This window comes from Candidatus Gorgyraea atricola (assembly GCA_030765235.1).
Classification (GTDB): Bacteria; Omnitrophota; Gorgyraeia; order Gorgyraeales; family Gorgyraeaceae; genus Gorgyraea; species Gorgyraea atricola.
Genome location: JAVCCW010000004.1, coordinates 24613 through 45573, shown reverse-complemented (window position 1 = coordinate 45573; position 20961 = coordinate 24613). Strand labels below are relative to the sequence as shown.

The window sequence follows — 20961 nt, the reverse complement described above, 5'->3', positions numbered from 1 at the left end:
CTTGCTGGCCCATTGTGATAATATCCCTTTCTGCCATAATGCCTCCTTTTTAAAGAGTACATTATAGCACTTTCATTTAGGACATTTTAACTTTGCCTAAATAGGACATTATCACTTTGGTATTACATATAATTTAAGGGAATTTAAGGAGGGTAAAGATTTTTGAAAGAAAACGGGGGTTGAGATGTGTCTATATATTAGAGAGGTAATTATGGAAAATCCCAATACTACCAATACTACCAAATCCCAAATAAATCCAAAATCCCAAATCCAAAACACGGAGGTTAAAATGAGTGAAAAATACTACAATTTGAAAGATAGAACATTTAAATTTGCACAGAGGATAATTGACATAGTTGAGCAGTTGCCTAATAATACTAGATGTGAGATAATAGGTAGGCAATTAACTAAAGCAGGTACGTCAATTGGTGCTAATGTAGAAGAAGCTGATGGAACTTTAACAAAGAAAGATTTTGTTAACAAAACGGTGATAGCTAGAAAAGAAGCCAAGGAAACAAGATATTGGCTGAGACTTTCTTCTGGCAGATATATCGAAGAAAAAGACATTATTATGGATATAAAAGAATGTCAAGAAATTATCAGCATTCTGAGCGCAATTATAAGTAAATCTAGATGATTGAAAAAATTGGGATTTGGAAATTGGGATTTATTTGGTAGTATTGGTATTTATTGGGATTTGGGATTTTTCAATATGCTACAAGGTTTAGGGTGTGGCGTTGGCTGTCTTGTTCGAGGATAACGCTGTTCTGGGTGATCTCAACTACTGTTGCAGTGCCGAGCGAGTCTCCTACTTTAATAACGTCACTATTGATGATCGCAAGTGGATTGGCTGGGTCCCACATAATGCCATTCAGGACAAGGCCTTCGAGCTCAATGTCTCCTGCTCCTGCCGAGCCTAAGGTAAAAGGATCGTGACCCCAACCTTCCTTTATGGTTGTCTCCTCTATCTCTGGCGCCTCAAAAGAGATCGGCACTGACAGAGAAGACGTCACTACATCTTGCTTTTTAGCCATGGAGGCCTTTTTAGTCTGAAACTTCTGCACATTGCCTATGACCATAAATATCAAAAATACGATACCAATAGCAGTTATCGCAATCTCAGTCTTCTCTTTTTTACCTAAATTTTCCAGCATATTATTTTCCCAGCATAAAGGCGTTTAATTCCACCTCTGTATCTACATTAGGTGAACTAGGTTCACTTTTTACTATACTCACTCTCTCCACAGAAACTAGCGGCAGCCTACTTTCCTCAAGACTCATGAGAAATTCACCCAATGCCTGATACCTTGACTGTACTTTCAGCGTCAATGGCATACATTTACAAAAATACTCTGATACCTTGATCTCTCCCCCGTGCTCGTCTTTATACATAACTAGATTCTTCGGCTTTATAGAAACTACGTTTATCTTAAATCTCTTTGCCTCTCTATTTAACTGCTTGATGATATTTGACACCTCTTTTTCAAAAGGAAACGCGCCCTCCAGCAGAGACATCTCCCTCCGCATATTGACGATATTATCCTTCAGATTCTCCTGGCCTCCGATAAAACTATAAAGCTCGTCTATATCTTTTTTTACTGTCTTATGTTCTGCCTCGAGTTTCTTTACCTGTCTATGTTTTGGAAAATATATAAACTGAAACACTATTAGCAAGATAGCTATAAAAATACCTGCGTGCATTAAACTTTTTTTATCTTTCAAGTTAAGCTTTACATTCATTACTGCCTCGTCAGATTAGCTGTGATCTCAAAATCCAATGCGCCTTTAGAATAATCCTGATTTCTCTCGCTGAATATCAATTTTACCTTTTCAAACATACTAGACTTCTCAAGACTGGACATAAACTCGCTCAACTCTTCTCCTTTTACAACAACACCTGATAACTCTATATTTGGCTCTTTGTCCCTTATAACCACATTGCCTAGCACCATAGAAGAGAGCACGATATTGCTTAATTCTTTCATTATCTTGCCTGTTTTTATGCTGCTAGAGGAAATAGTATTTACTGCTCCGCCGAGAACGATCATCTTATCCCTGATTACTCTTATGTCCTCGACTGTCTCTAAATGGGCTTTATATATCTGGAGTTCTTTGGTTAGATTAACTGCCTTGACTGACAAAAATCCATACGATAATAAAAATATAAATCCAGCCACTATAGAGATCATCCTTAAAGAAATATTTTTTAAGGCACTGCCTTTTTCTTCCTTGAATTTCGCTGGAAGCATGTTTAATTCATTGCTGCTGACTATAGCCAGGCCAACTGCTTCTGCGATCTCAGGAAGCGCATCTGTTACCTCAATGCCCATTTCCTTGGATAGATATTCCTTAAGGCCTTTTAACTTTGCGCCGCCTCCTGCAAGTATGATCTTTTTGACAGTCGCGCATCCAAACTGGTGCTCGCAATATTCAAAAGACCTCTTTATCTGAGTAACGAATCTCTCTAGAACCGGCCTCATCATTGACAAGATCCTCATATCATCTGAGACGCCCTGCTCGCGCTTTATCTTCTCTGCCTCTTCTTTTGAAAGCTCTATCTTACCTTTGTCTGAAAGAAGCGTGCCTGTCATTGCATCAGTAATGGTATCGCCGCCTATTGCCACGTCTCTTGTAAAAAAAAGTTTTTTGTTTTCAACTATAGATATTCTTGTAGTAGCGCTTCCTATATCTACGATAGCAGCAGTTTCGTCTGGAGATATTAAATTTTGAGAATTTATATAACTGGCAAGCGCGAATTCAGTAGGGATAATACTCTGTACATTCAGGCCAAGGCCCTTTAATTCTTTAACCTTTCTTTCAGCATCCTTTTCATTATATACTAATGCAATTACATCTATCTTCTTAGAGCCATCCTGTGCCTCTTTTTCTCCTATGATACTAAATTTTATCTCTGAGTTATCAATATCTGCCTGGATCTGCTCTTTCAGTTCCCACTTTAGCGCCTCTTTTATTTCCTCGACAGGCATAGAATGTATTCTTACTCGTTTTATTGTCAATGCCTCTCCGCTAAAATTTATAGCTACCCTCTCATCATCACCTATATTAAGCTGCGCAACCAAATCCTTAAGTGAGGACTTTTCTTTTATTAAGGTGTCTTTAAGCGGTATCTCTTTTACGCCCTGCCTAATTCTCGCAGCCCTGAAAGAGCTTGTGCCTAAATCCAGGCCAATGATACTTCCAGACTTTGCCTTTAGCCCTATGTCTGAAAGTATGGATTCGCTCTCTTTTTTAAGTTGTGCTAAAAGATCTTTCATATCTTTGTAATTATACCATAACTACAACGATTCTTGCCATCTAAATTACAAGCCTTCCCATGAATCAGGCTCAACTGAGATATGTCCATCAAAGCCTTCTGGTGGAACCGAAGGAAGACTTGTTGTGCTATAGGTTATTGTAGAATTTACAATGCGGTCATTTGTATATTGACTGGCAACTACTGATCCTGTAATCGTGGCATTATTCAGTCGTGTATACCCAGAGTTTGCCCCCCATTGATAGACAAGGCCTGTAGCTGATGCGCCATTATTTATAATCAAGCCAGGGTCCCTGCTTGAAACACTGATTACACTGCCAGAAACCAATGTTCCACTATTGGTAATCTGTAAATAATTATTATCATTAGAAAGATCACTTACATATAAAGTAGAATTTGTAACCTGAGCCCCGTTTTGTACAATAATCCTCCTTCTTCCAATAATAAAAGCTGAATCGATATCCGTGGTTGTGGCAGCGTGTTTACGAACTCTCGCTAACTGGTTATTGTTAGTCTGAGCCCTTGAATAAAGATAAGTGAGGCTGCCATCTCCACTACTTATTGTTACATTGGTGTCAGCCTTTGTAGAATTAACAGTAACATTCCTTGCTGCAAGAAAATAGATATTTCCACCCGAAGGCGTTATTGTGAGTGTTCCTGATGCGCCATTAGTAGAATGTAAATTAATATTCCGGTCCGCTACTATATAACCATAGCCTGCTATAGTAATATTGCCATTTGTAGTAAAATTCTTACAACCAATAATATCACCTGCCAATGTTAAATCTGTAGATTGATTGCGATTGCTGTTAGTTCCATAAGTATTGATGTATGAATTATAGGTACTGATCAAGCTATTATAATAACTCTCGTCTATCTGTGGCATGGACAGATATGGTGAATCTATCTTTTCTTCTGTGTAACTTCCTGCTCCAGTTATATCTCGATTGCTTGGACAGTAAGCAGTGCCAGCAACAGAACATCCACTTTTAACATCTGTAGTCCCCCTCGACCACAGGTCGCCATTGACCGTGGTAGAAGTTCTCAACTCTAACCACGATCCTGCATCTCTGCCCCAATATACAGCAAATCTCATGGCTTGCGGCTGTTTCTTCGCTGTTATATTTATATAGCGAGTTATATCCTGACCCTCTGAGGCACTAACGACTTCTCCTGTAGAGTTTATATCTATACTCGTTGAACTGACATTGGATACCGTTATAGTAAAAGACCCATTGGCAAAAGATTTTGTCTGGTTAGTTTCATCAGTCCAATCCGTATCATCATTTAACTGTTGTAAGTACCATTCAAGCCCGGCATGGGCAAGCCAGAAGGCCTGTGCTGACTGAAGGCCTCCTACAGAAGAATGACCACTCTTTGAAGTCAATAGCGACACCCCCACCAGCCCAAATAAAGAACATATGAGCATAACAACAACAGCTGCTGCTAATGCCTGGCCTTTCTGGTTAGTCATCTGTGTAATCATTAAAAAAATACCTCATTTGCATGCCTCAGGTTTCTGGGCCTTACTTGTGATTCATAATAAAGCGTTTGATCGCCACTCTGGAATTCAAGAGATATATCAATACGTCTTATGTCAGTCTCATTCGGGCTAACAACAGGTGTTGATATCGTACTGCCGCTGTCACCGTAATAAGTAAAGCTTAAACTTTGTACATCACTTGCCAGGATATCAGAATTCCGCATTAGATTCATACTGCTTAAAGAATAGCTTATCGTATTACTATTGACGTCATCAAACGAAAATTGAGAAGAAGCTGCAGTATTGACACTTGAATCATCTTTCAGCCTTCGCATCTCCCTTGCCATCCTGCTCAAGGCTATATCTGCGGCCTGATCCATTCCCGCCCTGCTAATTAAAAAAGTAACTGAGTCTGATATGGCTAATAATAAAGGGGTAGCGGTACTAGCAATAATACCGAGGATAACTATGACTATTACAAGTTCTATTAGAGTAAACCCTTTTTTCTTCATAATCTATCAGTTATTCGTAACAACAGTTGCCAAAGTAACGCTTCCTATGATGCCGTTTGACACAGTTACTTCTACTTGCTTGTAGTCAGTCATGCCTGGATCAATGGCTAAAGCAGTCGGCACAGCGCTCACAGTGATCTGCCAGGTATAATTTGAAAAATTTCCAGAAAATGCTGTTGGTCCATCATCAGCGACATCAGAATAACGAAAGCTAGTAACTTCTTCCATCTTTTGTTCAGACAATGCTGTAGCCACCTGCATAACCTCTGGCTCGGCATATGTCTTCATAACCTGACTGAACAAGAACGCAAGCGAGAGAATAGATATACCCGCTATCAGCATGGCAATTACCAATTCGATTAAAGAGAATCCTTTTGAATTACGGCACATCTTGAGTATTCACCCTCCCAGTATTCTGAGTTACTATAACATCCCTCGTCCCATTAATCCTGACCCCGGCAGGGTTCGTTAATAATGTTGCGACGCCGGTTGCGATATTATAGTCATAAGGTGTACCAAACATATCGAAAACTAAAGGCCTGCCAGCCACATTAAAAAATACCAAAGTAATGTCTACACCCGCAAATTCATTCTGATTTAGCTGGATCGTAAAATCATTCCTTGTCCTTGGATCTTTGACTATCACCCAGCTCCCAGGAGAATCTTCTATGTATACTGTATAATTATCATTAACACTGCTAAAGAACACCCCTGTCCTTTTCTGAATATCCATTGCCATTTTCTGGGCATACCTTATATCCGACTGCACCTTCTCAGCAGCCAGATTTATCCTCAGATTTGTTAAATCTATCTTAGGGATAGCTATAACTGCCAGAATCCCTAAAATAACTATTATCACCACCAGCTCGATTAATGTAAAACCTTTACATCTTCCCATAATATACCTAAACCTTACCCCATACCCCTAAAAAAGTCAACCTAGAGCATCATATGTCATTGCGAGGAACGAAGCGACGAAGCAATCTCATGAGATTGCTTCGGCTGGCTTCGCCAGCCTCGCAATGACAACATAATCACTATCAGTGTTATAAATGTTATTATTACTCCTATCTTAAATAAATATGGGTCATATATGAATTTTACAGTATGCTTGCCTGGCTCAAGATGTACAGCGCGTAAGATGTAGTCTGCCCTGTAGATCTTTGTTTGCTTGCCATCCACGTACGCCTTCCATCCAGGATAATATGAATCGCTCAATACAAGAAACTTTGGACTGCTTACTTCAGCCTCTACAATAACTTGATTAGCCTTATAATCCAAAATCCTAACCTTCCCTTGCCTGCCCCGTACCGGAGCGAAGCGACTGGTACGGGGTCCCTCTTCTAAAATCACCTCTTCTTCCGGCTTAAAGTCTTTGCTCGTCAGTTTCTCCAGGATCTCTTTTTCGTCCTTAATAACCACTGCCTTATCCACGAGAAACGCCCGCGGCAGCACATTTTCATTCTCGTAGATATTTGCCTTTTCACCCTTTTTGACCAGCCTGTATCCACTAGCCTCAAAATCCTTTGGTGAGATCACGTATTTTACATTCAAAAGGTCTAATAGATTTGTCTCAGTAGGCAAATCCTTTTCTGTTATTGCTTCTATCACCTGATCGTGTCTTTTATTGTAAAGCGAACCATACCCATATGCATCATATATGCCAAAGCTAACACCTCTATTCGACACCATCCTTTTCTTTAAAGCTGTCACGCCATCGAAATAATCCCTTTCTGGAACAAAGGTATTTTGTCTCAAGGTTGCAGGAGAATCGAATATCCTGAATAGGTCATTGTCCTTTTTCAAAAACTCTATACTCTCTCCAGGCCGCAGATGATCATTAGTATCCATATTCAGATAGAGATTTTTATTTGCTGTAAAAATATCTATTAGCGATATAAAGATCAATATCGGCAAAGCTATATTTAATCCTATCTTTTTCCTCGACGGTAAAAACATCAAAAGCAACAAAAGCATTAAAATACCAAAACCCCTTTTTATATTGTAAAGACCCACGCATACCAGCTGACCAAGTTCTGCTTTTTTATCTATAAAACCCAATACCTCGTTGTAAAAAAAGCTATAGATCTCTACGAAGTTTAAATTTATCAAAAGATACAGAATCGATGATATAAATCCTATGGCCAAGCCTATTTTCAAAAATCTTTTTAGCGCTAAAACATTCTGCCTGTAATAATCCAACCCCATACCTGCCAAAACTGCCAGAGAAAATGTCACCATGAAAAAGAATTTTATAGGGTATCGCGACAGGCTAAAACCTGGCATGAGTTTATACAATAAATAATATATTGGCGTGTATTTCCCAAAAGAAAGTACTAAACCAGCTGCTAAAATATAAAAAAACGCCTTTCTTCTCTTTGTGGTGTTAAACTTCAAAGATATGAAGGCGCAGATAATGCTAAACAACCCCATATAATAAACCAAAAGCCAACTTTGCCGCGTCCAATAATCCTTATAAAGGTAATCTGTTTCACTTAAATAGGGTACAAGAAGATCCAGAAGCGCATACGGAGGGAGCGACCACATAGCTGCTTCACTAAATGCCATGCTAGGCCGTGAGGAATGAAATAAAAATTCAATAAATGGTAAAATCTGAAAAGCAGTAAGCCCTATGGCGACAAGCAAAGATATTAAAAGGGCTTTATGCCTACCTAGAAATAACAATATTAAAATCGTACCAAAGATAATTGCTGGCTCGCCGCCGCCTAAGACCATAAAAGCCAAACAGATCCCAGTCCATATATAATTCTTTCTATCGTAAAATAAAATTATAAGCGGTAGCCATACTACTGAGCCGAGCGAGGCCAGAAGATTTATTACAGAGATGGTGTATCCACTCACCATAAATACCGACGCTGACAAAAACGAGGCATACCTAGAGTAGCTCCAGTGCCTCATCAAAAGATATGTAAAGAATCCTGCCAAGAACACATGAAATACTATGAAATAATTAAAGGCCTTCGCAAAAGGAAATAACAGATAGATTATACTGAAGGGATAAAATACGCAGGTCTGAAATTCTGCCAGGTGAGGACTGCCGCAATGTATGTACGGATTCCATAGCGGGATCTGGCCGAGTTTAAACTGCGTTACGCTAAATTCTCTTAGGGGATAAAAAAATCTTAAAAGGTCGCGGTGGATAAAGATTTTGTTTCCAAAAAATATATCAGAGAAAAATAAAACCGTAAATACTGCTAAAATAGAAATGGGGATAGTATCTTTCCACCATCCCCATCTAATATCTGTGTTAATCCGTTTCAAATCCGTTTAATCCGCGTTTTACCAGTCGTCTGTCTCGCTTGTTCCGTCAGAATATGCGCCTGCCCTGCCAGATGCTGATATATACCACCATCCATAATCTGCAGATGTGGCTGTGGCGCTTCCTGGTGCAGCAGTTGTAGCAACTACACCTGTAGCATCGTTTAACTTATTAGTGGGAATCCTCTCATCCGCAAATAAATCCGTTGTAATCGCAGAAGGGAATGCAGCAGTGCCAGAGGTGGCGCTCTTTGCATACTGAATGGCAATTACTGAGCGAATAGCGCCCAGTCCGCTCTTTGTAGCATTATCCTTTGCCATAGTCTGTAGATCTACAAATTTGGGAATAGCAATAGCTGCTAAGATACCAAGTATGACAATCACCATTACGAGTTCAATTAATGTAAAACCTTTACTATTCCTCATTTCTTGCCTCCTTTTTTTACACTCCCAGTTTTACTGTCGTACAGGAACCTATGGCCATATGGATCCACAGGATATCTTCCTTCGTCAAAAAACTGATCGTCTAAATACCTTCTTTCGTATATACTGTCGTCTATTTTTAACTTGTACTTCTTATCAAGCTCTCTCAGATCCTCAGGGTGCCTACCTTCCAATATCATATACAATTCTAATGACAATTTGATGTTTGTCAATTGATTTTCAAGCGTAACCTCTCGTGCCTCCTTAAGATTTACAATCCAGTACCTAGTAAATACAGCTGAGATAATAAATATAACCAGTACAGTAAAGGTGATCTCTATTAAGCTCCTGCCCAGCTTATTATCAAACATGGGCCCCGGTCTTATACAAATAATACGCAATAAAAAGTATTGTCAGGCCTGAGCATACGAGACACAGCCCAATACCCTGATTATATTGACAGACAAAATTATCTATATTACTCATCATCCTACTGACTTTCATATTCATCTTTCTTACTCCATCTGGAGATACCAATAATAAAATACCAAAGATTAGTGCTATTGTCCCTGAGACTATTAGAAAAGTCATTTTGTGCCTTCTCAAATGAGGCCATCACTTACGACAATCGAAGATTGACGTAAGTGATTTGGCCGAATTTGACCCCGCACCTTTTGACCATTCACGCTTTTTAAAGAAAAGCATGAATACAAAAAGGTGCGGGGTAAGTTCGGACTTATGAGTTACGACAATCTTAGATTGTCGTAACTCATGTCCTCACTTAATGTCTAAAAAGTGAGATCAGATTCCACATGGGCAAAAATATCGCCAATGCCAGGATCAAAACCATGATCCCCATTATAAATATCAGTATCGGCTCTATCAAGACCGTGAGGTTTTGGACCGTATAATTTACCTGCTCATCATAATAATCCGAGACCTTCATAAGCAATTCGTCTATCTTACCTGTCTCTTCTCCGATCTTCACCATCTGTATCACTATAGAAGGAAAAAGGCTGGTCACCTTCATTGAAGCTGCTATGCCCTCGCCTTCACTAACACCATTTATGATATTCTCAACTGAATTCGCGATGATCCTATTTCCAACCGCCTCTTTAACGATCTCCAGCGTATTTATTATAGGGACACCGCTTGCAGAAAGCGTAGCTGTCATCCTGCAAAATCGCGACATTGAGATCTTTAAGATAAGCGGGCCAAAAACAGGGATTTTTAATTTAATATTATCCCAGATAGCCCTGCCAAGATTGGTATTGATTAGATATCTAAATCCTATTATTAAAACAACGACTCCGACAATAACAAGCGGCCAGTAATTGACTAACATAAAATTCAAGGCCAGGAGTATACGCGTAGGAAGCGGGAGCTGGGTATCAAACCTTGCAAAAAGCGTGCTGAACTTAGGTATAATGAACATGATTGCCACGGGAAATGCAATACAGATGCTTGCTATTACGAGCAATGGATAGCGCGTTGCCTGCTTTATCTTCATCCTTATGTCAAGTTCATGCTCGAGGAGAGTGGCTAATCTATCCAAGATATTGTCCAGGATGCCAGCTGTCTCGCCTGAGCGTATCATATTGATATAGATATCGGAAAATACATCAGGAAACTTAGCAATCGAATCTGAAAGCGATTTGCCTGCCTCTATTGTGTGGGAGATCTCATTGATGGTATTTTTAAAATAGGCATTATTGACCTGCTCGCGGATGGCCTCGAGACTGACCAGTATTGACACGCCTGCGCGCTGCAGCGTCATTAGCTGTCGCGTAAAAACAATCAGCTCTTCTAATTTTACCCGACGAAAAAATCTTTCAAAGGGGTTAAATTTCTTTAAGGTGGGTCCGGCCTTTTCTATTGAGGTAGGCGCATAGCCCATGCGCTTAAAATGCGCTGCCACTGCCTCTTTAGACTCGCCCTCTATCGTGCCTGTAGAGGCCCGGCCATATTTGTCGCGGATCTTGTACTTGAAGTTTGGCATTGTTATTGTCACACTAAAGTGTGACCTACATATTTGTCGCAACGTCGCCCACCTCTGTAGGCCAGGTTTAAACCTGGCCTACAGAGGTGGGCGACTAAGGCCTTCATAAACAGGCAGATTAAAATCTGCCTATTCTCGGCCTTTGCCTTTATTCCTCTTGTGTAGCCTTGATTACCTCATCCGCAGTGGTAATGCCTCTTGTTGCCTTGTCCAGGCCATCACTGCGTAGCGTCTTCATGCCTGCCTCAATGATCTTTTTCTTTATGACATCGCTTGAGGCCTTAGCTACAATAAGTTTTTTAATGTCTTCATTCATGACTAACAGCTCAAATATCCCGATCCTTCCTTTATATCCAGTATTCTTGCAGGCATTGCAGCCTTTGCCTTTGAACAGCTTACCTTCCTGCATGATACCCAGGCCTTTTGAAATTTCTTCTGATGGCTTATCCTCTTGTTTACACTTCTCGCAAACCACCCTTACAAGCCTCTGCGCCAGGATACCTATGACAGAGCTCGAGATCAAAAACGGCTCCACTCCCATATCTACGAGTCGCGTCAATGCACCTGCAGCATCGTTTGTATGAAGCGTGCTAAAAACCAGGTGGCCTGTCATTGCTGCCTGCACAGCGATCTCCGCTGTCTCTTTATCGCGTATCTCTCCTACCATTATTATGTCAGGATCCTGCCTAAGGATCGAGCGAAGGCCTGAAGCAAAGGTAAGGCCAGCCTTTACATTTACCTGTGACTGCCTGATCCTACCCAGGTGATATTCTACTGGATCCTCCACAGTAATAATGTTTTTCTCTTCTGAATCAATTGTAGAAAGCGCTGAATAAAGCGTGGTGGTCTTACCACTGCCAGTAGGCCCTGTCACCAGGACTATACCGTGCGGCCGCTTTATCAATACCTCGAACTGTTTCTTCATATCCTTAGAAAAACCAAGCTTATCCAGATCAACCAAGACAGAACCTTTATCTAAGATCCTTATTACAATATTCTCACCATATATGGTAGGGAAGGTCGACACCCTGAGGTCCACATTCCTGTTTTCTACCTTTATATTAAAGCGTCCATCCTGGGGTTTTCTCTTCTCAGCTATGTCGATTCTAGAAAGTATCTTTATTCGAGAGAGAAGCGCTGACTCCAAATGCTTTGGCGGTGAAAACATCTCGTGCAGTACTCCATCGACCCTAAAGCGCACCTTTAGGCTGTCTTCCTCTGGCTCTACATGTATGTCGCTCGCCCTATCCTTTACTGCCTGCATGATTATAAGATTCACGAGCTTTATTACAGGTGCCTCTTCTGCCATTTCAGCAAGCTTTTTTGAATCTACCTCGACCTGTGGGCCTTTTTTCTTTTTTCCTTTATCAATATCCTTTATCACATCATCCACTGAACCTGTTACGCCATAATATTGATCTATTGCATTTAAGATACTGCTCTGGCTGGCCAATACAGGCTCTATCTCGCATTTGGACCGACGTGCCAGATCATCTATGGCCATAATATCCTTTGGATCTGACATAGCTACAGTAAGGCTGGTTCCTATTTTAAAGGTAGGGATGGCCTTGTGCTTACGCGCCACACTTTCAGGAATAAGCTTTAGGATGTTAGCATCCACTAAATAATTACTAAGATCGATATATGGCATCCCTAAGATCTCTGACATAGCCTGAGTATAATCATCTTCATTCACAATACCTGAACGCAGCAAGATTTTACCCAAGGCAATACCTTTTTTCTTAGAATCCTCTTTTGCCTTCTTAAGCTGTTCCTGTGTGAGAAGAGAACGCTCTATCAAAATCTCTTCTACAGTCTTTTTTGCCATTATTACCTCTCAGTACGTATGTCTTTCGGCAGCGTGAACGAGAATTTCGAACCTCTACCCACTCTGCTATTCACCCAGATCCGACCCCTATGTGCCTCGACTATCTCTTTTGTAATAGGCAGTCCTAAGCCAGTGCTCTTCATGCCGCTAGATTTTGCCTTGCTGACTGTGTAAAACTTATTAAATACCTTATTGAGGTCATTCTCTGCTATGCCAGGGCCGTTATCTGTTACACTCACCTCTACAAATTTTCCCAGATCTTCTAATTCTATATTAACTATGCCATTATTTTGCGTAAACTTGATGGCATTTCCTATGAGATTTGTAAATACCCTTTCGATCTGATCGCGATCAAACCACATCTCTAATTTCTTATGCGACAGATCCAACTTAAGTCTTACATCTCTTTTGTCAGCGTCTATCTTCATGGTCTCATAGGCCTCTTTTGCCACGACACATATATCCTGGAAACTTCTTTCTGTATCAACCTTACCTGCCTCGAGCCTGGAAAGATCCAAAAGTTCTTCTATGAGGCGCAAGACTCTATCTATGTTACTCTTTGAAATAGTAAGGAACTTTTTCTGGTTAGGATCTACTTCCCCTGTTAGCCCGTCGAGTAAAATATTCATGGCCTCTTTTACCGACGTAAGAGGCGAGCGCAATTCATGCGAGACCGTAGCTACGAAATCCAGCTTTAGCTGGCTCAATCTTTTTATCTCCTCATACTTCAAAGACTTATCGATCGCTCCAGAAACATGCGAGGCCATCTCTTTTAAGATATCGAGATCATTTTCCTGGAAGGTCTCTTTCGATGCCTTATTATTTACATTAATAACGCCAAGGAGTTCGTTGTTCGCCACTAGCGGCACGCTCAATAAAGAATTATTATGATAACCCTTGCTTCTTCTGCGAAACCTTTTATCCCTGGCTATATCCTTTATAAGAAGAGGCTCTTTATTTTTCGCAACCCATCCAGAAACGCCCTCTCCTACCTTAGTCTTGGCCTTTTTGATAATATTTTCATTCAGGCCCTTTGCTGCCCTAATAGAAAGCTCCTGGTTCTCTTTATCTAACAGCATCAATGAACCTCTTTCCACGCACAATAAGTCAGAAACCTTCTCCATGGAAGTCTTCAAGCACGCATCCAGGTCCAACTGCGCATTTATATCCCTAATTATCTCGCTCCAAACTTTCGTATCCATATATAGTCCTATCTGACAAATCCCAAATCCCAATACATACCAATACTACCAAATAAATCCCAATTTCCAAATCCCAAACATGGTTTTGGATTTGGGATTTTGGATTTATTTGGGATTTGGTAGTATTGGTAGTATTGGGATTTCATATCTTAAGTATCTCTTTTACCTTAGTAATTAAATCGTCCAGCTCAAATGGCTTTTCAATATATCCACTGATCTTCTGAAAGGCAAATAAGTCCCTGACCTTTTCTTCTTCCTTGCCGCTTAACATGAGAATAGGGATATCCTTTGTCTTTGGAAGCTTTCTTATGTCTTTTAAGCAGCTAAACCCATCTACCTTGGGCATCATGATATCCAGGATGATCAGATCAGGCAGCTCCTGTTCTGCTGTCTTCAATCCGATATCCCCATCGCCGGCTGTTACTACCTGAAAACTCTCCTGCTCAAGCCTCACCTTTAAAAGTTTCTGCATGTCCTCTTCATCGTCGATTACTAGAATCTTCTTCTGTATACCTGCCATCTTCTCCTCCTCTACTTTTCTAAAAGTTCTTTTATCTTATCCACCAGCACCTTTGGTTCAAAGGGCTTGGTTATATACGCGTCCGCGCCCATTTCTTCGCCGACTTTTTTATCTTTGTCTGTTGCGCGGGCAGTAAACATAATAATAGGTATATGTTTATGCTTCTCGTCAAATTTAAGCATCCTGCAGACCTTGTAGCCATCCATCCTGGGAAGCATCAGATCCAGCACTATTAAATCCGGGTTTTCAGTCCTGGCCTTGTTCAAGCCCTCCTGGCCATCAATTGCTTCAGAAACTTCATAATTTACTGCCTCGAGGCGAAACTTCAACATACTCCTTAAATCATCCTCGTCATCTACTATAAGTATTGTTTTTTTGTCTGTCATAATAAGCTCCTTATTTTCTGTAATAAATCCCTTGTTTCAAAAGGTTTTTCTACAAAAAACGCTATCTCCTCAAGCGCAAAGAGATCCCCGACTTTCCTCTTCTCCTTTGCTGTTAAAACAATGACCGGTATATCTTTATACTTCTCTTCTTTTCTCATCTCTCTTAAGGCAGTATAACCATCCATCTTAGGAAGCATGACATCCAATAATATCACGTCAGGCTTTTTGATCTTGATAATATTAAACATCTCTTCGCCATTCTGGGCGCTCATAAATTCATATCCCTCTGTCTCCATCCGCAACTTCAGCATTTTTAATAAATCAACGTCGTCATCGACTACTAATACCTTCTTCTTATCCATGCCACCCTCCACTTTTCAAAGAATATTCTTCTTGTCTTTCAATTCTTTTTCTATCCCTTTTATCAACTCTCCTTTTACCTGCGTTTTGTCAGGATAAGTCCCTATGCCGAAATTAAGGGGGGCCTTAACCTTTTTCTTCAGTCTCTTTAATATCTTCTCAGCGCCCTCAAGGTCTGTACCCGCCATTACAGCGATTAAGTCCTTATCGTCAAACCTTACCACCTTGTCTTCAGGCCCCCTCACTGCGGATTGGATTGTTTTTTCCAATTCCGCGAGTGTATTCTCGTTCGCGTCTTTGGGATTTTTAAGTCCGAAGATTATTAATGTGAGCTTCAGATCATTATACTTAGCCCTCTCTATTGCCCAGTCCAACAGAAAATTAAATTCATTATTCCTTTTGTAGACGGGTAATGTAAAAATAAACCTGCTGCCAAGTCCTTTTTCAGACTCAACCCATATGCTTCCGCCATGAAGACGTACTATGCTTTTTGAAATAGCAAGTCCAAGTCCTACGCCTCCGTAAGAACGTGTCATGCTGGCATCAAGAGGATTAAACTCCTTAAAAAGCTTTGGTAGATTCTCTTTTGAAATACCAGCGCCTGTATCCTCCACAATGATCTTTATAGATTCGCTGTCGCCTACGATCTCTTTAGTGCTGGATATCTTTATCTCTCCCTTTTCTTTATTAAATTTTATCGCATTAGACACTAAGTTATTCAAGACCTGAGTTATTCTGTCAAGGTCAAGCCACGTCGGCTCCAATTCTCCTGAAAGATCCAGCGAGAACGCAAGGCCCTTCTTGCCTGCCACATCCTTTACTCTACCATATACACCCTCTATGAGCCTATTTATATTTTCCTTTCTGCGATGCATGGTGATCCTGCCTGATTCTAATTTTGAAAAATCAAGTATATCAGTTATGATCTTTACAAGCCTGTCTATATTAGTCTTTGTTATGCTCAAAAACTTCCTTTGCTCTTCATTGAGGGGACCTGTGACTCCCTCTAACACCAGAGATACGCTTTCCTTTATAGAGGTAAGCGGCGTACGCAGTTCATGCGAGATTATTGATACAAAATCCGACTTTACCTTAGAGAGCTTTTCAATATCCTTATTCGCCCTTAAAAGTGATTGTTTTAACTCTCGAATTTCTCTCTGCGACTCTTTCATGATCCTCTCTCTATTCCCCTAGTAGTTTTTTAATTTTAGCGAGAAGTTCCTTGGATTCAAACGGCTTTGTTATATATGCCTCGGCCCCTGCCTGTCTGCTCTTTTCCTCGTCTGTTTCCTGTGCCCGCGCTGTAAACATAAGCACTGGTATCTTTTTATATTTCTCGTCGGACTTTAAGGCCTTACACACATCATAGCCAGGCATCTTAGGCAGCATAAAATCCAGTATGATCAGATCAGGGCGCTCTTTTTTTGCCTTATCCATGCCCTCCTGGCCGTCTCCCGCAGTAATAACTTCGTAGCCGCTACTCTTTAGACGATACGCCAGGGTCTCGAGTAAATCCTTTTCATCATCAACAATTAAAATCTTTCTCATTTTAATAGCTCCTTTATCTTTGCTAAGAGCGCTTCTGGCTCAAACGGCTTAGTTATATAAGCGTCTGCATGCACGTCCTTGCCTTTTTTCTTATCTGTTTCACCAGCACGCGCAGTGAGTATTATTATAGGTATATCTTTATAGTTTTCGTCGAACTTAAGCATAGCGCTCACCTTAAAACCATCCAGCTTAGGAAGCATTAAGTCCATTATGATTAAGTCAGGCTTCTCGCCCCTTGCCTTATTAAGCGCAGTCATATAAGTTTACCTGATAATCCATATTTCTACAAGGTCAGGGAAAAATATTTTATTTTCTTGAAAGAAAATGGGCCTCGAGATGTGTCTATATATAAGGGATTAGTCAAAACTCTCATCACTGATGAGAGAATATAATATTTTAATATATTGACAAAATATGAAAATATGGTATAATTGATATGGAAAGAGGGGTGGTTGTCATGTTAAGGAAATTAGGGCAAAACTACCAGATTGCCCTGCCTAGAGAGGTAATAAAAAACCTCCATCTTCATATCAATGATTATCTCGATATAAGAGTAAAGGACAGGAAAATCGTGCTAGAACCGCAGATTGTAATACCCAAGGACCAGGCCTATTTTTATACACCCGAGTGGCAAAAGGAAGAGTCTGAAGCCCATGAGGATATCAAAAAAGGCCGTGTCACAAAGACAAAAAATCTCAAAAAACTATTTAAGAAACTGGATGAGTAATGCACATAGAAACCACCCAGACATTCATAAGGCTCTACAAAAAACTCCCTGAAGAAATCAAAGAGAAGGCCAAAAAGGCCATAGAGTTCCTTCAAGAAAATCCTTCACATCCATCTCTGGGGCATAAAAAAATGGTAGGCCAAAAAGATATATATGAGATCAGAGTTTCTAATAATTACAGAATAACGTACCAGAGGATAAACAATACTGCCTATTTAAGAAAAATAGGTACCCACGACTTGCTGCGCAACCCCTAAAATTATTTTGTATATGCGGAGATTGCCTTGTCCCAGAGACCCTGGGATTTGAGGATTAGCTCGATGAGTTCGCGGACTGCGCCTTTGCCACCGTGTTTTTGGGTGGTGTAGTGAGAGAGGTTTCTTACCTCGTCTACTGCATTTGGAGGTGAAACTGCAAGGCCTGCTCGCTTTATTAGGGGTAGGTCAAGTAGATCGTCTCCCATGAAACAGACCTCTTCGTCTTTTACGTGGAATTTTCTCAAGACCTTTTTGTAGATGCCAAGTTTATGGTGATTTGAATACACTTCTGCGACGCGCATATCCTTTGCCCTTTTTAGCACTGCCTTGGTTTTTTTAGCAGTTATGATGACTGTCTTTATGCCAGCCTTACGAAGAAGAAATACGCCCAGGCCATCGGTTACATTGAAAAACTTCAGCTCATCGCCAAAGTTGTCGTATACGATACGGCCGTCGGTCAATACACCATCGACGTCGAGGATTAATAGCTTTATTTTTCTTGCTTTTTCTTCTATCATAACATCATGAAAAATCCCAAATCCCAATAAATACCAATACTACCAAATAAATCCCAATTTCAAAATCCCAAACATGTCTTGGGATTTGGGATTTTGGATTTATTTGGGATTTGGTAGTATTGGTAGTATTGGGATTTCATACAAGTCCTGCCTTTAGAAGATCCTGCACATCCACCAGGCCTATTGCGCGGCCTTTTTCATCTACTATTGGGATCTCGTCTATCTTATGTTCTCGCAAAATCCTGAGCGCCTCTACTGCGAGGCGGCCTTTTCTCAGGGCCTTTGGATTTTTTGTCATTATGTCTTTTACTTTTTTCTTTGAAGGGTCATGCCCTTCTTCCAGGTGTCTTCTTAAATCACCGTCTGTAAATATGCCTTTGAGTTTTCCATTTGCATCAACTATTGTGGCACTTCCAGCACGGGCTTTTGTAACCTTTAAAAGTACACTCTTTACCTTGGCATTTTCTTTTACTATTGGATTCTGAGCGCCTTTTCGCATTATATCTTCTACCTTTAGAAGAAGCTGCTTTCCAAGGCTTCCGCCAGGATGTAAAAACGCAAAGTCCGTCTTTTTAAAACCTCGCTTGTCGATCAAGGCAGCGCAAAGCGCATCGCCCATTGCAAGCATGGTAGTGGTGCTTGCCATTGGCGCAAGGCCTAAGGGACACGCCTCTTCTTTTATGGATACATCAAGTGTGGCATCGCTATTCTTGACAAGGGTTGAACGCGGATTTCCTGTTATGGCAATAAGTTTTGCGCCGAGCTTTTTTATATTTGGGATAAGTCGTACAATCTCTTCTGTTTCTCCGCTATTTGAGATAGCAACCACAACATCCTGTTTTCTTACGCGGCCAAGATCACCGTGAATCGCCTCTCCTGAATGTAGCCACAGGCTAGGCGTGCCAGTGGAGGCAAGTGTGGCTGAGATCTTGTTGCCAATAATACCAGCCTTGCCCATGCCTGTTACAACTACCTGGCCTTTACAGGCAAAGATAAGCTTAACTGCCTTCTCGAAATCTTTGTTTATGCGAGAAGAAAGACGTCTAATAGAATCCGCTTCGATTTTCAGAACTTGCTTTGCGCGTTTTTTCAACATTTCACAACCTTATCTATTTTTTTTATTTCTTTCAATAATTTCTCTAGTGTTTTTAAATCAATCATATTCGGTCCATCGCAGGGGGCTTTGTCTGGATCTTTGTGAACCTCGAGGAATAGGCCGTCGCAGCCCATGGCTATTGCTGCACGTGCAAGGCCTGATACAAACTGCCGCTCTCCACCAGAAACAACGCCTTCGCCACCTGGAAGCTGCACGCTGTGAGTTGCATCATAAATTACAGGATATCCATACTTGGCCAAGATCTGCAATGAGCGCATGTCACTTACAAGATTATTATAACCAAATGTGGTGCCGCGCTCTGTAATAATTATATTTTTATTTCCCGCGGATTCGATTTTTTCCAAAACATTTTTTATATCCCACGGTGCCAGGAACTGGCCCTTTTTTATATTCACTACTTTGGCTGCTTTTGCGATCTCCATAATAAAATCAGTCTGCCTGCACAAAAATGCAGGTATCTGGATCATATCCAAAACTTTCTTTGCCTCCGCTAGCTCAGTCCTGCAATGAACATCGCTCACAACAGGTACGCCAAGATCCTTTTTGATCTTTGCCAAAATCTCCAACCCATTAGTAACGCCAGGACCTCTATAAGAATTTATGCTCGAGCGGTTTGCCTTGTCATAGCTGGATTTAAAAATAAAAGGTATCTCCTGTTTTTCGCAGATCTCTTTTATTGCCTTTGCATGATCTACCGCGTGCTTCTCGCTCTCTATCACGCAAGGCCCTGCAATCAAGGCAATAGGATTCTTAGCGCCTATCTTTATGTTTTTTATCTTTATCTCTTTTGTCATAAGAAACTCAACTGCCTTGATCCTTTTACAAGCTCTGTTGCCTTGACCAGATCCTCAGGCGTATCTATGCCAACAGTATCATGTTTTGTCTCTATCACCTTTATCTTATAACCATTCTCGATCACCCTGAGCTGTTCTAATTTTTCTATTTTTTCAAGCCTTGACTGCGGCAAACTCTTAAAGGTAAAAAGAAAATCCTTTGTATAAGCGTAAAGCCCAATGTGCTTGTAGTTATTAGTATTTCGCGAACCATATGGTATAGCTGCGCGCGAAAAGTATAGTGCAAGACCCTTTCGGTCAAATACTACCTTTACGACATTCGGATTTAAAAGCTCGTGCTCGTCACTGATCCTATGACAAAGTGTTGCCATTTGTATTGTATTATCTTTTTGAATAGCATCAACTACATCATCTATCATTGCAGGATGCATGAGTGGCTCATCTGCCTGGATATTCACCACGATATTTGCATCAATAGATGCGACTGCTTCGGTTAGTCTATCTGAACCGCTTTTGTGTGCCTTTGACGTGTATATGGCCTTTGCGCCAAACCCTTTAGCAACATTATAGATCCGCTTATCGTCAGTAGCTATTATAAGGTCTTCGATTGCTTTTGACTTCCTGGCATTCTCCCATGTATGCTGGATCACTGGCTTACCACAGAAATCCGCCAATAGTTTGCCTTCAAACCTTGTTGCCCCAAATCTAGCTGGAATTATGCCGATTGCTTCCAT

The 20961-nt window shown here is 40.7% G+C and carries 27 protein-coding genes; 3 read left to right on the top strand and 24 right to left on the bottom strand.

Features of this window, described 5'->3' with window-relative positions; all coding sequences use genetic code 11:
- Nucleotides 1-211: 211 nt before the first annotated feature.
- Nucleotides 212-637: a four helix bundle protein gene (locus P9L93_01060; protein MDP8229673.1), complete on the top strand. Its 426-nt coding sequence runs from the start codon at nucleotides 212-214 to the stop codon at nucleotides 635-637.
- A 70-nt stretch (nucleotides 638-707) separates the two neighbouring features.
- Here the strand turns inward: P9L93_01060 and P9L93_01055 are convergent, their stop codons facing one another.
- The 20 genes from P9L93_01055 to P9L93_00960 form a co-directional block, all read right to left on the bottom strand.
- A complete protein-coding gene (locus P9L93_01055; GenBank protein ID MDP8229672.1) occupies nucleotides 708-1154 on the bottom strand; it encodes a hypothetical protein in 447 nt (148 codons plus the stop codon).
- A gap of 1 nt (nucleotide 1155) precedes the next feature.
- The gene (gene pilO, locus P9L93_01050; protein ID MDP8229671.1) at nucleotides 1156-1740 is read right to left on the bottom strand and encodes a type 4a pilus biogenesis protein PilO; all 585 of its coding nucleotides are present in this window, start codon (nucleotides 1738-1740) and stop codon (nucleotides 1156-1158) included.
- Entirely contained in the window at nucleotides 1740-3275 is a 1536-nt protein-coding gene (pilM, locus tag P9L93_01045) for a pilus assembly protein PilM (GenBank protein ID MDP8229670.1), read from the bottom strand. The genes pilO and pilM overlap by 1 nt, the downstream gene beginning before the upstream one ends.
- 45 nt (nucleotides 3276-3320) lie before the next feature.
- Nucleotides 3321-4760 (bottom strand): hypothetical protein, encoded by a 1440-nt coding sequence (locus tag P9L93_01040; protein MDP8229669.1) that lies wholly within the window; start codon nucleotides 4758-4760, stop codon nucleotides 3321-3323.
- Nucleotides 4760-5269 (bottom strand): prepilin-type N-terminal cleavage/methylation domain-containing protein, encoded by a 510-nt coding sequence (locus tag P9L93_01035; protein ID MDP8229668.1) that lies wholly within the window; start codon nucleotides 5267-5269, stop codon nucleotides 4760-4762. Before P9L93_01035 ends, P9L93_01040 begins: the two co-directional genes overlap by 1 nt.
- Nucleotides 5270-5275: 6 nt before the next feature.
- Nucleotides 5276-5659: a prepilin-type N-terminal cleavage/methylation domain-containing protein gene (locus tag P9L93_01030; protein ID MDP8229667.1), complete on the bottom strand. Its 384-nt coding sequence runs from the start codon at nucleotides 5657-5659 to the stop codon at nucleotides 5276-5278.
- Nucleotides 5649-6167, bottom strand: coding sequence for a prepilin-type N-terminal cleavage/methylation domain-containing protein (locus P9L93_01025; GenBank protein MDP8229666.1), 519 nt, complete (start codon nucleotides 6165-6167; stop codon nucleotides 5649-5651). The genes P9L93_01030 and P9L93_01025 overlap by 11 nt, the downstream gene beginning before the upstream one ends.
- A 56-nt stretch (nucleotides 6168-6223) precedes the next feature.
- Entirely contained in the window at nucleotides 6224-8551 is a 2328-nt protein-coding gene (locus P9L93_01020; GenBank protein ID MDP8229665.1) for a YfhO family protein, read from the bottom strand.
- Nucleotides 8552-8569: 18 nt separating this feature from the next.
- Entirely contained in the window at nucleotides 8570-8974 is a 405-nt protein-coding gene (locus P9L93_01015) for a prepilin-type N-terminal cleavage/methylation domain-containing protein (protein ID MDP8229664.1), read from the bottom strand.
- Nucleotides 8971-9342, bottom strand: coding sequence for a type II secretion system protein GspG (locus tag P9L93_01010; GenBank protein MDP8229663.1), 372 nt, complete (start codon nucleotides 9340-9342; stop codon nucleotides 8971-8973). The genes P9L93_01015 and P9L93_01010 overlap by 4 nt, the downstream gene beginning before the upstream one ends.
- Nucleotides 9335-9562 carry a hypothetical protein gene (locus tag P9L93_01005; GenBank protein ID MDP8229662.1) on the bottom strand — a complete coding sequence of 76 codons (228 nt, stop codon included), beginning with the start codon at nucleotides 9560-9562 and terminating at the stop codon, nucleotides 9335-9337. Before P9L93_01005 ends, P9L93_01010 begins: the two co-directional genes overlap by 8 nt.
- Nucleotides 9563-9752: 190 nt before the next feature.
- Complete coding sequence (locus P9L93_01000; protein MDP8229661.1) at nucleotides 9753-10970, bottom strand: type II secretion system F family protein; 1218 nt, start codon at nucleotides 10968-10970, stop codon at nucleotides 9753-9755.
- 148 nt (nucleotides 10971-11118) lie between these two features.
- Nucleotides 11119-12798 (bottom strand): type II secretion system ATPase GspE, encoded by a 1680-nt coding sequence (gspE, locus tag P9L93_00995; protein ID MDP8229660.1) that lies wholly within the window; start codon nucleotides 12796-12798, stop codon nucleotides 11119-11121.
- 2 nt (nucleotides 12799-12800) lie between these two features.
- Nucleotides 12801-14000 carry a GAF domain-containing sensor histidine kinase gene (locus P9L93_00990; GenBank protein MDP8229659.1) on the bottom strand — a complete coding sequence of 400 codons (1200 nt, stop codon included), beginning with the start codon at nucleotides 13998-14000 and terminating at the stop codon, nucleotides 12801-12803.
- Nucleotides 14001-14142: 142 nt separating this feature from the next.
- On the bottom strand, nucleotides 14143-14520 hold the full coding sequence (locus P9L93_00985; protein MDP8229658.1) for a response regulator: 378 nt from the start codon (nucleotides 14518-14520) through the stop codon (nucleotides 14143-14145).
- A gap of 11 nt (nucleotides 14521-14531) precedes the next feature.
- Nucleotides 14532-14906 (bottom strand): response regulator, encoded by a 375-nt coding sequence (locus P9L93_00980; protein MDP8229657.1) that lies wholly within the window; start codon nucleotides 14904-14906, stop codon nucleotides 14532-14534.
- The gene (locus P9L93_00975; protein ID MDP8229656.1) at nucleotides 14903-15268 is read right to left on the bottom strand and encodes a response regulator; all 366 of its coding nucleotides are present in this window, start codon (nucleotides 15266-15268) and stop codon (nucleotides 14903-14905) included. The genes P9L93_00980 and P9L93_00975 overlap by 4 nt, the downstream gene beginning before the upstream one ends.
- A gap of 15 nt (nucleotides 15269-15283) precedes the next feature.
- Entirely contained in the window at nucleotides 15284-16438 is a 1155-nt protein-coding gene (locus P9L93_00970; protein ID MDP8229655.1) for an ATP-binding protein, read from the bottom strand.
- A gap of 10 nt (nucleotides 16439-16448) precedes the next feature.
- Nucleotides 16449-16814, bottom strand: coding sequence for a response regulator (locus P9L93_00965; GenBank protein ID MDP8229654.1), 366 nt, complete (start codon nucleotides 16812-16814; stop codon nucleotides 16449-16451).
- Complete coding sequence (locus tag P9L93_00960; GenBank protein ID MDP8229653.1) at nucleotides 16811-17071, bottom strand: response regulator; 261 nt, start codon at nucleotides 17069-17071, stop codon at nucleotides 16811-16813. Before P9L93_00960 ends, P9L93_00965 begins: the two co-directional genes overlap by 4 nt.
- Before the next feature lie 200 nt (nucleotides 17072-17271).
- Here P9L93_00960 and P9L93_00955 point away from each other — a divergent pair, with 200 nt between their 5' ends.
- A complete protein-coding gene (locus P9L93_00955) occupies nucleotides 17272-17541 on the top strand; it encodes an AbrB/MazE/SpoVT family DNA-binding domain-containing protein (GenBank protein MDP8229652.1) in 270 nt (89 codons plus the stop codon).
- Nucleotides 17541-17798 carry a type II toxin-antitoxin system RelE/ParE family toxin gene (locus tag P9L93_00950; protein MDP8229651.1) on the top strand — a complete coding sequence of 86 codons (258 nt, stop codon included), beginning with the start codon at nucleotides 17541-17543 and terminating at the stop codon, nucleotides 17796-17798. Before P9L93_00955 ends, P9L93_00950 begins: the two co-directional genes overlap by 1 nt.
- Before the next feature lie 2 nt (nucleotides 17799-17800).
- Here the strand turns inward: P9L93_00950 and P9L93_00945 are convergent, their stop codons facing one another.
- The 4 genes from P9L93_00945 to kdsB all read right to left on the bottom strand — a co-directional run bounded on the left by P9L93_00945 (nucleotide 17801) and on the right by kdsB (nucleotide 20961).
- Nucleotides 17801-18316 (bottom strand): HAD-IIIA family hydrolase, encoded by a 516-nt coding sequence (locus tag P9L93_00945; GenBank protein ID MDP8229650.1) that lies wholly within the window; start codon nucleotides 18314-18316, stop codon nucleotides 17801-17803.
- 136 nt (nucleotides 18317-18452) lie between these two features.
- Nucleotides 18453-19412 (bottom strand): KpsF/GutQ family sugar-phosphate isomerase, encoded by a 960-nt coding sequence (locus P9L93_00940; protein MDP8229649.1) that lies wholly within the window; start codon nucleotides 19410-19412, stop codon nucleotides 18453-18455.
- The gene (gene kdsA, locus P9L93_00935; protein MDP8229648.1) at nucleotides 19406-20227 is read right to left on the bottom strand and encodes a 3-deoxy-8-phosphooctulonate synthase; all 822 of its coding nucleotides are present in this window, start codon (nucleotides 20225-20227) and stop codon (nucleotides 19406-19408) included. The genes P9L93_00940 and kdsA overlap by 7 nt, the downstream gene beginning before the upstream one ends.
- Nucleotides 20224-20961: a 3-deoxy-manno-octulosonate cytidylyltransferase gene (gene kdsB, locus P9L93_00930; GenBank protein ID MDP8229647.1), complete on the bottom strand. Its 738-nt coding sequence runs from the start codon at nucleotides 20959-20961 to the stop codon at nucleotides 20224-20226. Before kdsB ends, kdsA begins: the two co-directional genes overlap by 4 nt.

What these genes read in the sequence shown, in the direction of transcription:
- P9L93_00950 (MDP8229651.1), top strand. Translation starts at nt 17,541, where the DNA reads ATGCACATAGAAACCACCCAGACATTCATAAGGCTCTACAAAAAACTC.
- P9L93_00940 (MDP8229649.1), bottom strand. Translation starts at nt 19,412, where the DNA reads ATGTTGAAAAAACGCGCAAAGCAAGTTCTGAAAATCGAAGCGGATTCT.
- P9L93_01060 (MDP8229673.1), top strand. Translation starts at nt 212, where the DNA reads ATGGAAAATCCCAATACTACCAATACTACCAAATCCCAAATAAATCCA.
- P9L93_00985 (MDP8229658.1), bottom strand. Translation starts at nt 14,520, where the DNA reads ATGGCAGGTATACAGAAGAAGATTCTAGTAATCGACGATGAAGAGGAC.
- P9L93_01030 (MDP8229667.1), bottom strand. Translation starts at nt 5,659, where the DNA reads ATGTGCCGTAATTCAAAAGGATTCTCTTTAATCGAATTGGTAATTGCC.
- P9L93_00975 (MDP8229656.1), bottom strand. Translation starts at nt 15,268, where the DNA reads ATGGATAAGAAGAAGGTATTAGTAGTCGATGACGACGTTGATTTATTA.
- P9L93_00980 (MDP8229657.1), bottom strand. Translation starts at nt 14,906, where the DNA reads ATGACAGACAAAAAAACAATACTTATAGTAGATGACGAGGATGATTTA.
- P9L93_01025 (MDP8229666.1), bottom strand. Translation starts at nt 6,167, where the DNA reads ATGGGAAGATGTAAAGGTTTTACATTAATCGAGCTGGTGGTGATAATA.
- P9L93_00955 (MDP8229652.1), top strand. Translation starts at nt 17,272, where the DNA reads ATGTTAAGGAAATTAGGGCAAAACTACCAGATTGCCCTGCCTAGAGAG.
- kdsA (MDP8229648.1), bottom strand. Translation starts at nt 20,227, where the DNA reads ATGACAAAAGAGATAAAGATAAAAAACATAAAGATAGGCGCTAAGAAT.
- P9L93_00965 (MDP8229654.1), bottom strand. Translation starts at nt 16,814, where the DNA reads ATGAGAAAGATTTTAATTGTTGATGATGAAAAGGATTTACTCGAGACC.
- P9L93_01035 (MDP8229668.1), bottom strand. Translation starts at nt 5,269, where the DNA reads ATGAAGAAAAAAGGGTTTACTCTAATAGAACTTGTAATAGTCATAGTT.
- kdsB (MDP8229647.1), bottom strand. Translation starts at nt 20,961, where the DNA reads ATGGAAGCAATCGGCATAATTCCAGCTAGATTTGGGGCAACAAGGTTT.
- P9L93_00960 (MDP8229653.1), bottom strand. Translation starts at nt 17,071, where the DNA reads ATGACTGCGCTTAATAAGGCAAGGGGCGAGAAGCCTGACTTAATCATA.
- P9L93_01015 (MDP8229664.1), bottom strand. Translation starts at nt 8,974, where the DNA reads ATGAGGAATAGTAAAGGTTTTACATTAATTGAACTCGTAATGGTGATT.
- P9L93_01055 (MDP8229672.1), bottom strand. Translation starts at nt 1,154, where the DNA reads ATGCTGGAAAATTTAGGTAAAAAAGAGAAGACTGAGATTGCGATAACT.
- P9L93_00945 (MDP8229650.1), bottom strand. Translation starts at nt 18,316, where the DNA reads ATGATAGAAGAAAAAGCAAGAAAAATAAAGCTATTAATCCTCGACGTC.
- pilM (MDP8229670.1), bottom strand. Translation starts at nt 3,275, where the DNA reads ATGAAAGATCTTTTAGCACAACTTAAAAAAGAGAGCGAATCCATACTT.
- pilO (MDP8229671.1), bottom strand. Translation starts at nt 1,740, where the DNA reads ATGAATGTAAAGCTTAACTTGAAAGATAAAAAAAGTTTAATGCACGCA.
- P9L93_00990 (MDP8229659.1), bottom strand. Translation starts at nt 14,000, where the DNA reads ATGGATACGAAAGTTTGGAGCGAGATAATTAGGGATATAAATGCGCAG.
- P9L93_01000 (MDP8229661.1), bottom strand. Translation starts at nt 10,970, where the DNA reads ATGCCAAACTTCAAGTACAAGATCCGCGACAAATATGGCCGGGCCTCT.
- P9L93_00970 (MDP8229655.1), bottom strand. Translation starts at nt 16,438, where the DNA reads ATGAAAGAGTCGCAGAGAGAAATTCGAGAGTTAAAACAATCACTTTTA.
- gspE (MDP8229660.1), bottom strand. Translation starts at nt 12,798, where the DNA reads ATGGCAAAAAAGACTGTAGAAGAGATTTTGATAGAGCGTTCTCTTCTC.
- P9L93_01010 (MDP8229663.1), bottom strand. Translation starts at nt 9,342, where the DNA reads ATGTTTGATAATAAGCTGGGCAGGAGCTTAATAGAGATCACCTTTACT.
- P9L93_01040 (MDP8229669.1), bottom strand. Translation starts at nt 4,760, where the DNA reads ATGATTACACAGATGACTAACCAGAAAGGCCAGGCATTAGCAGCAGCT.
- P9L93_01005 (MDP8229662.1), bottom strand. Translation starts at nt 9,562, where the DNA reads ATGACTTTTCTAATAGTCTCAGGGACAATAGCACTAATCTTTGGTATT.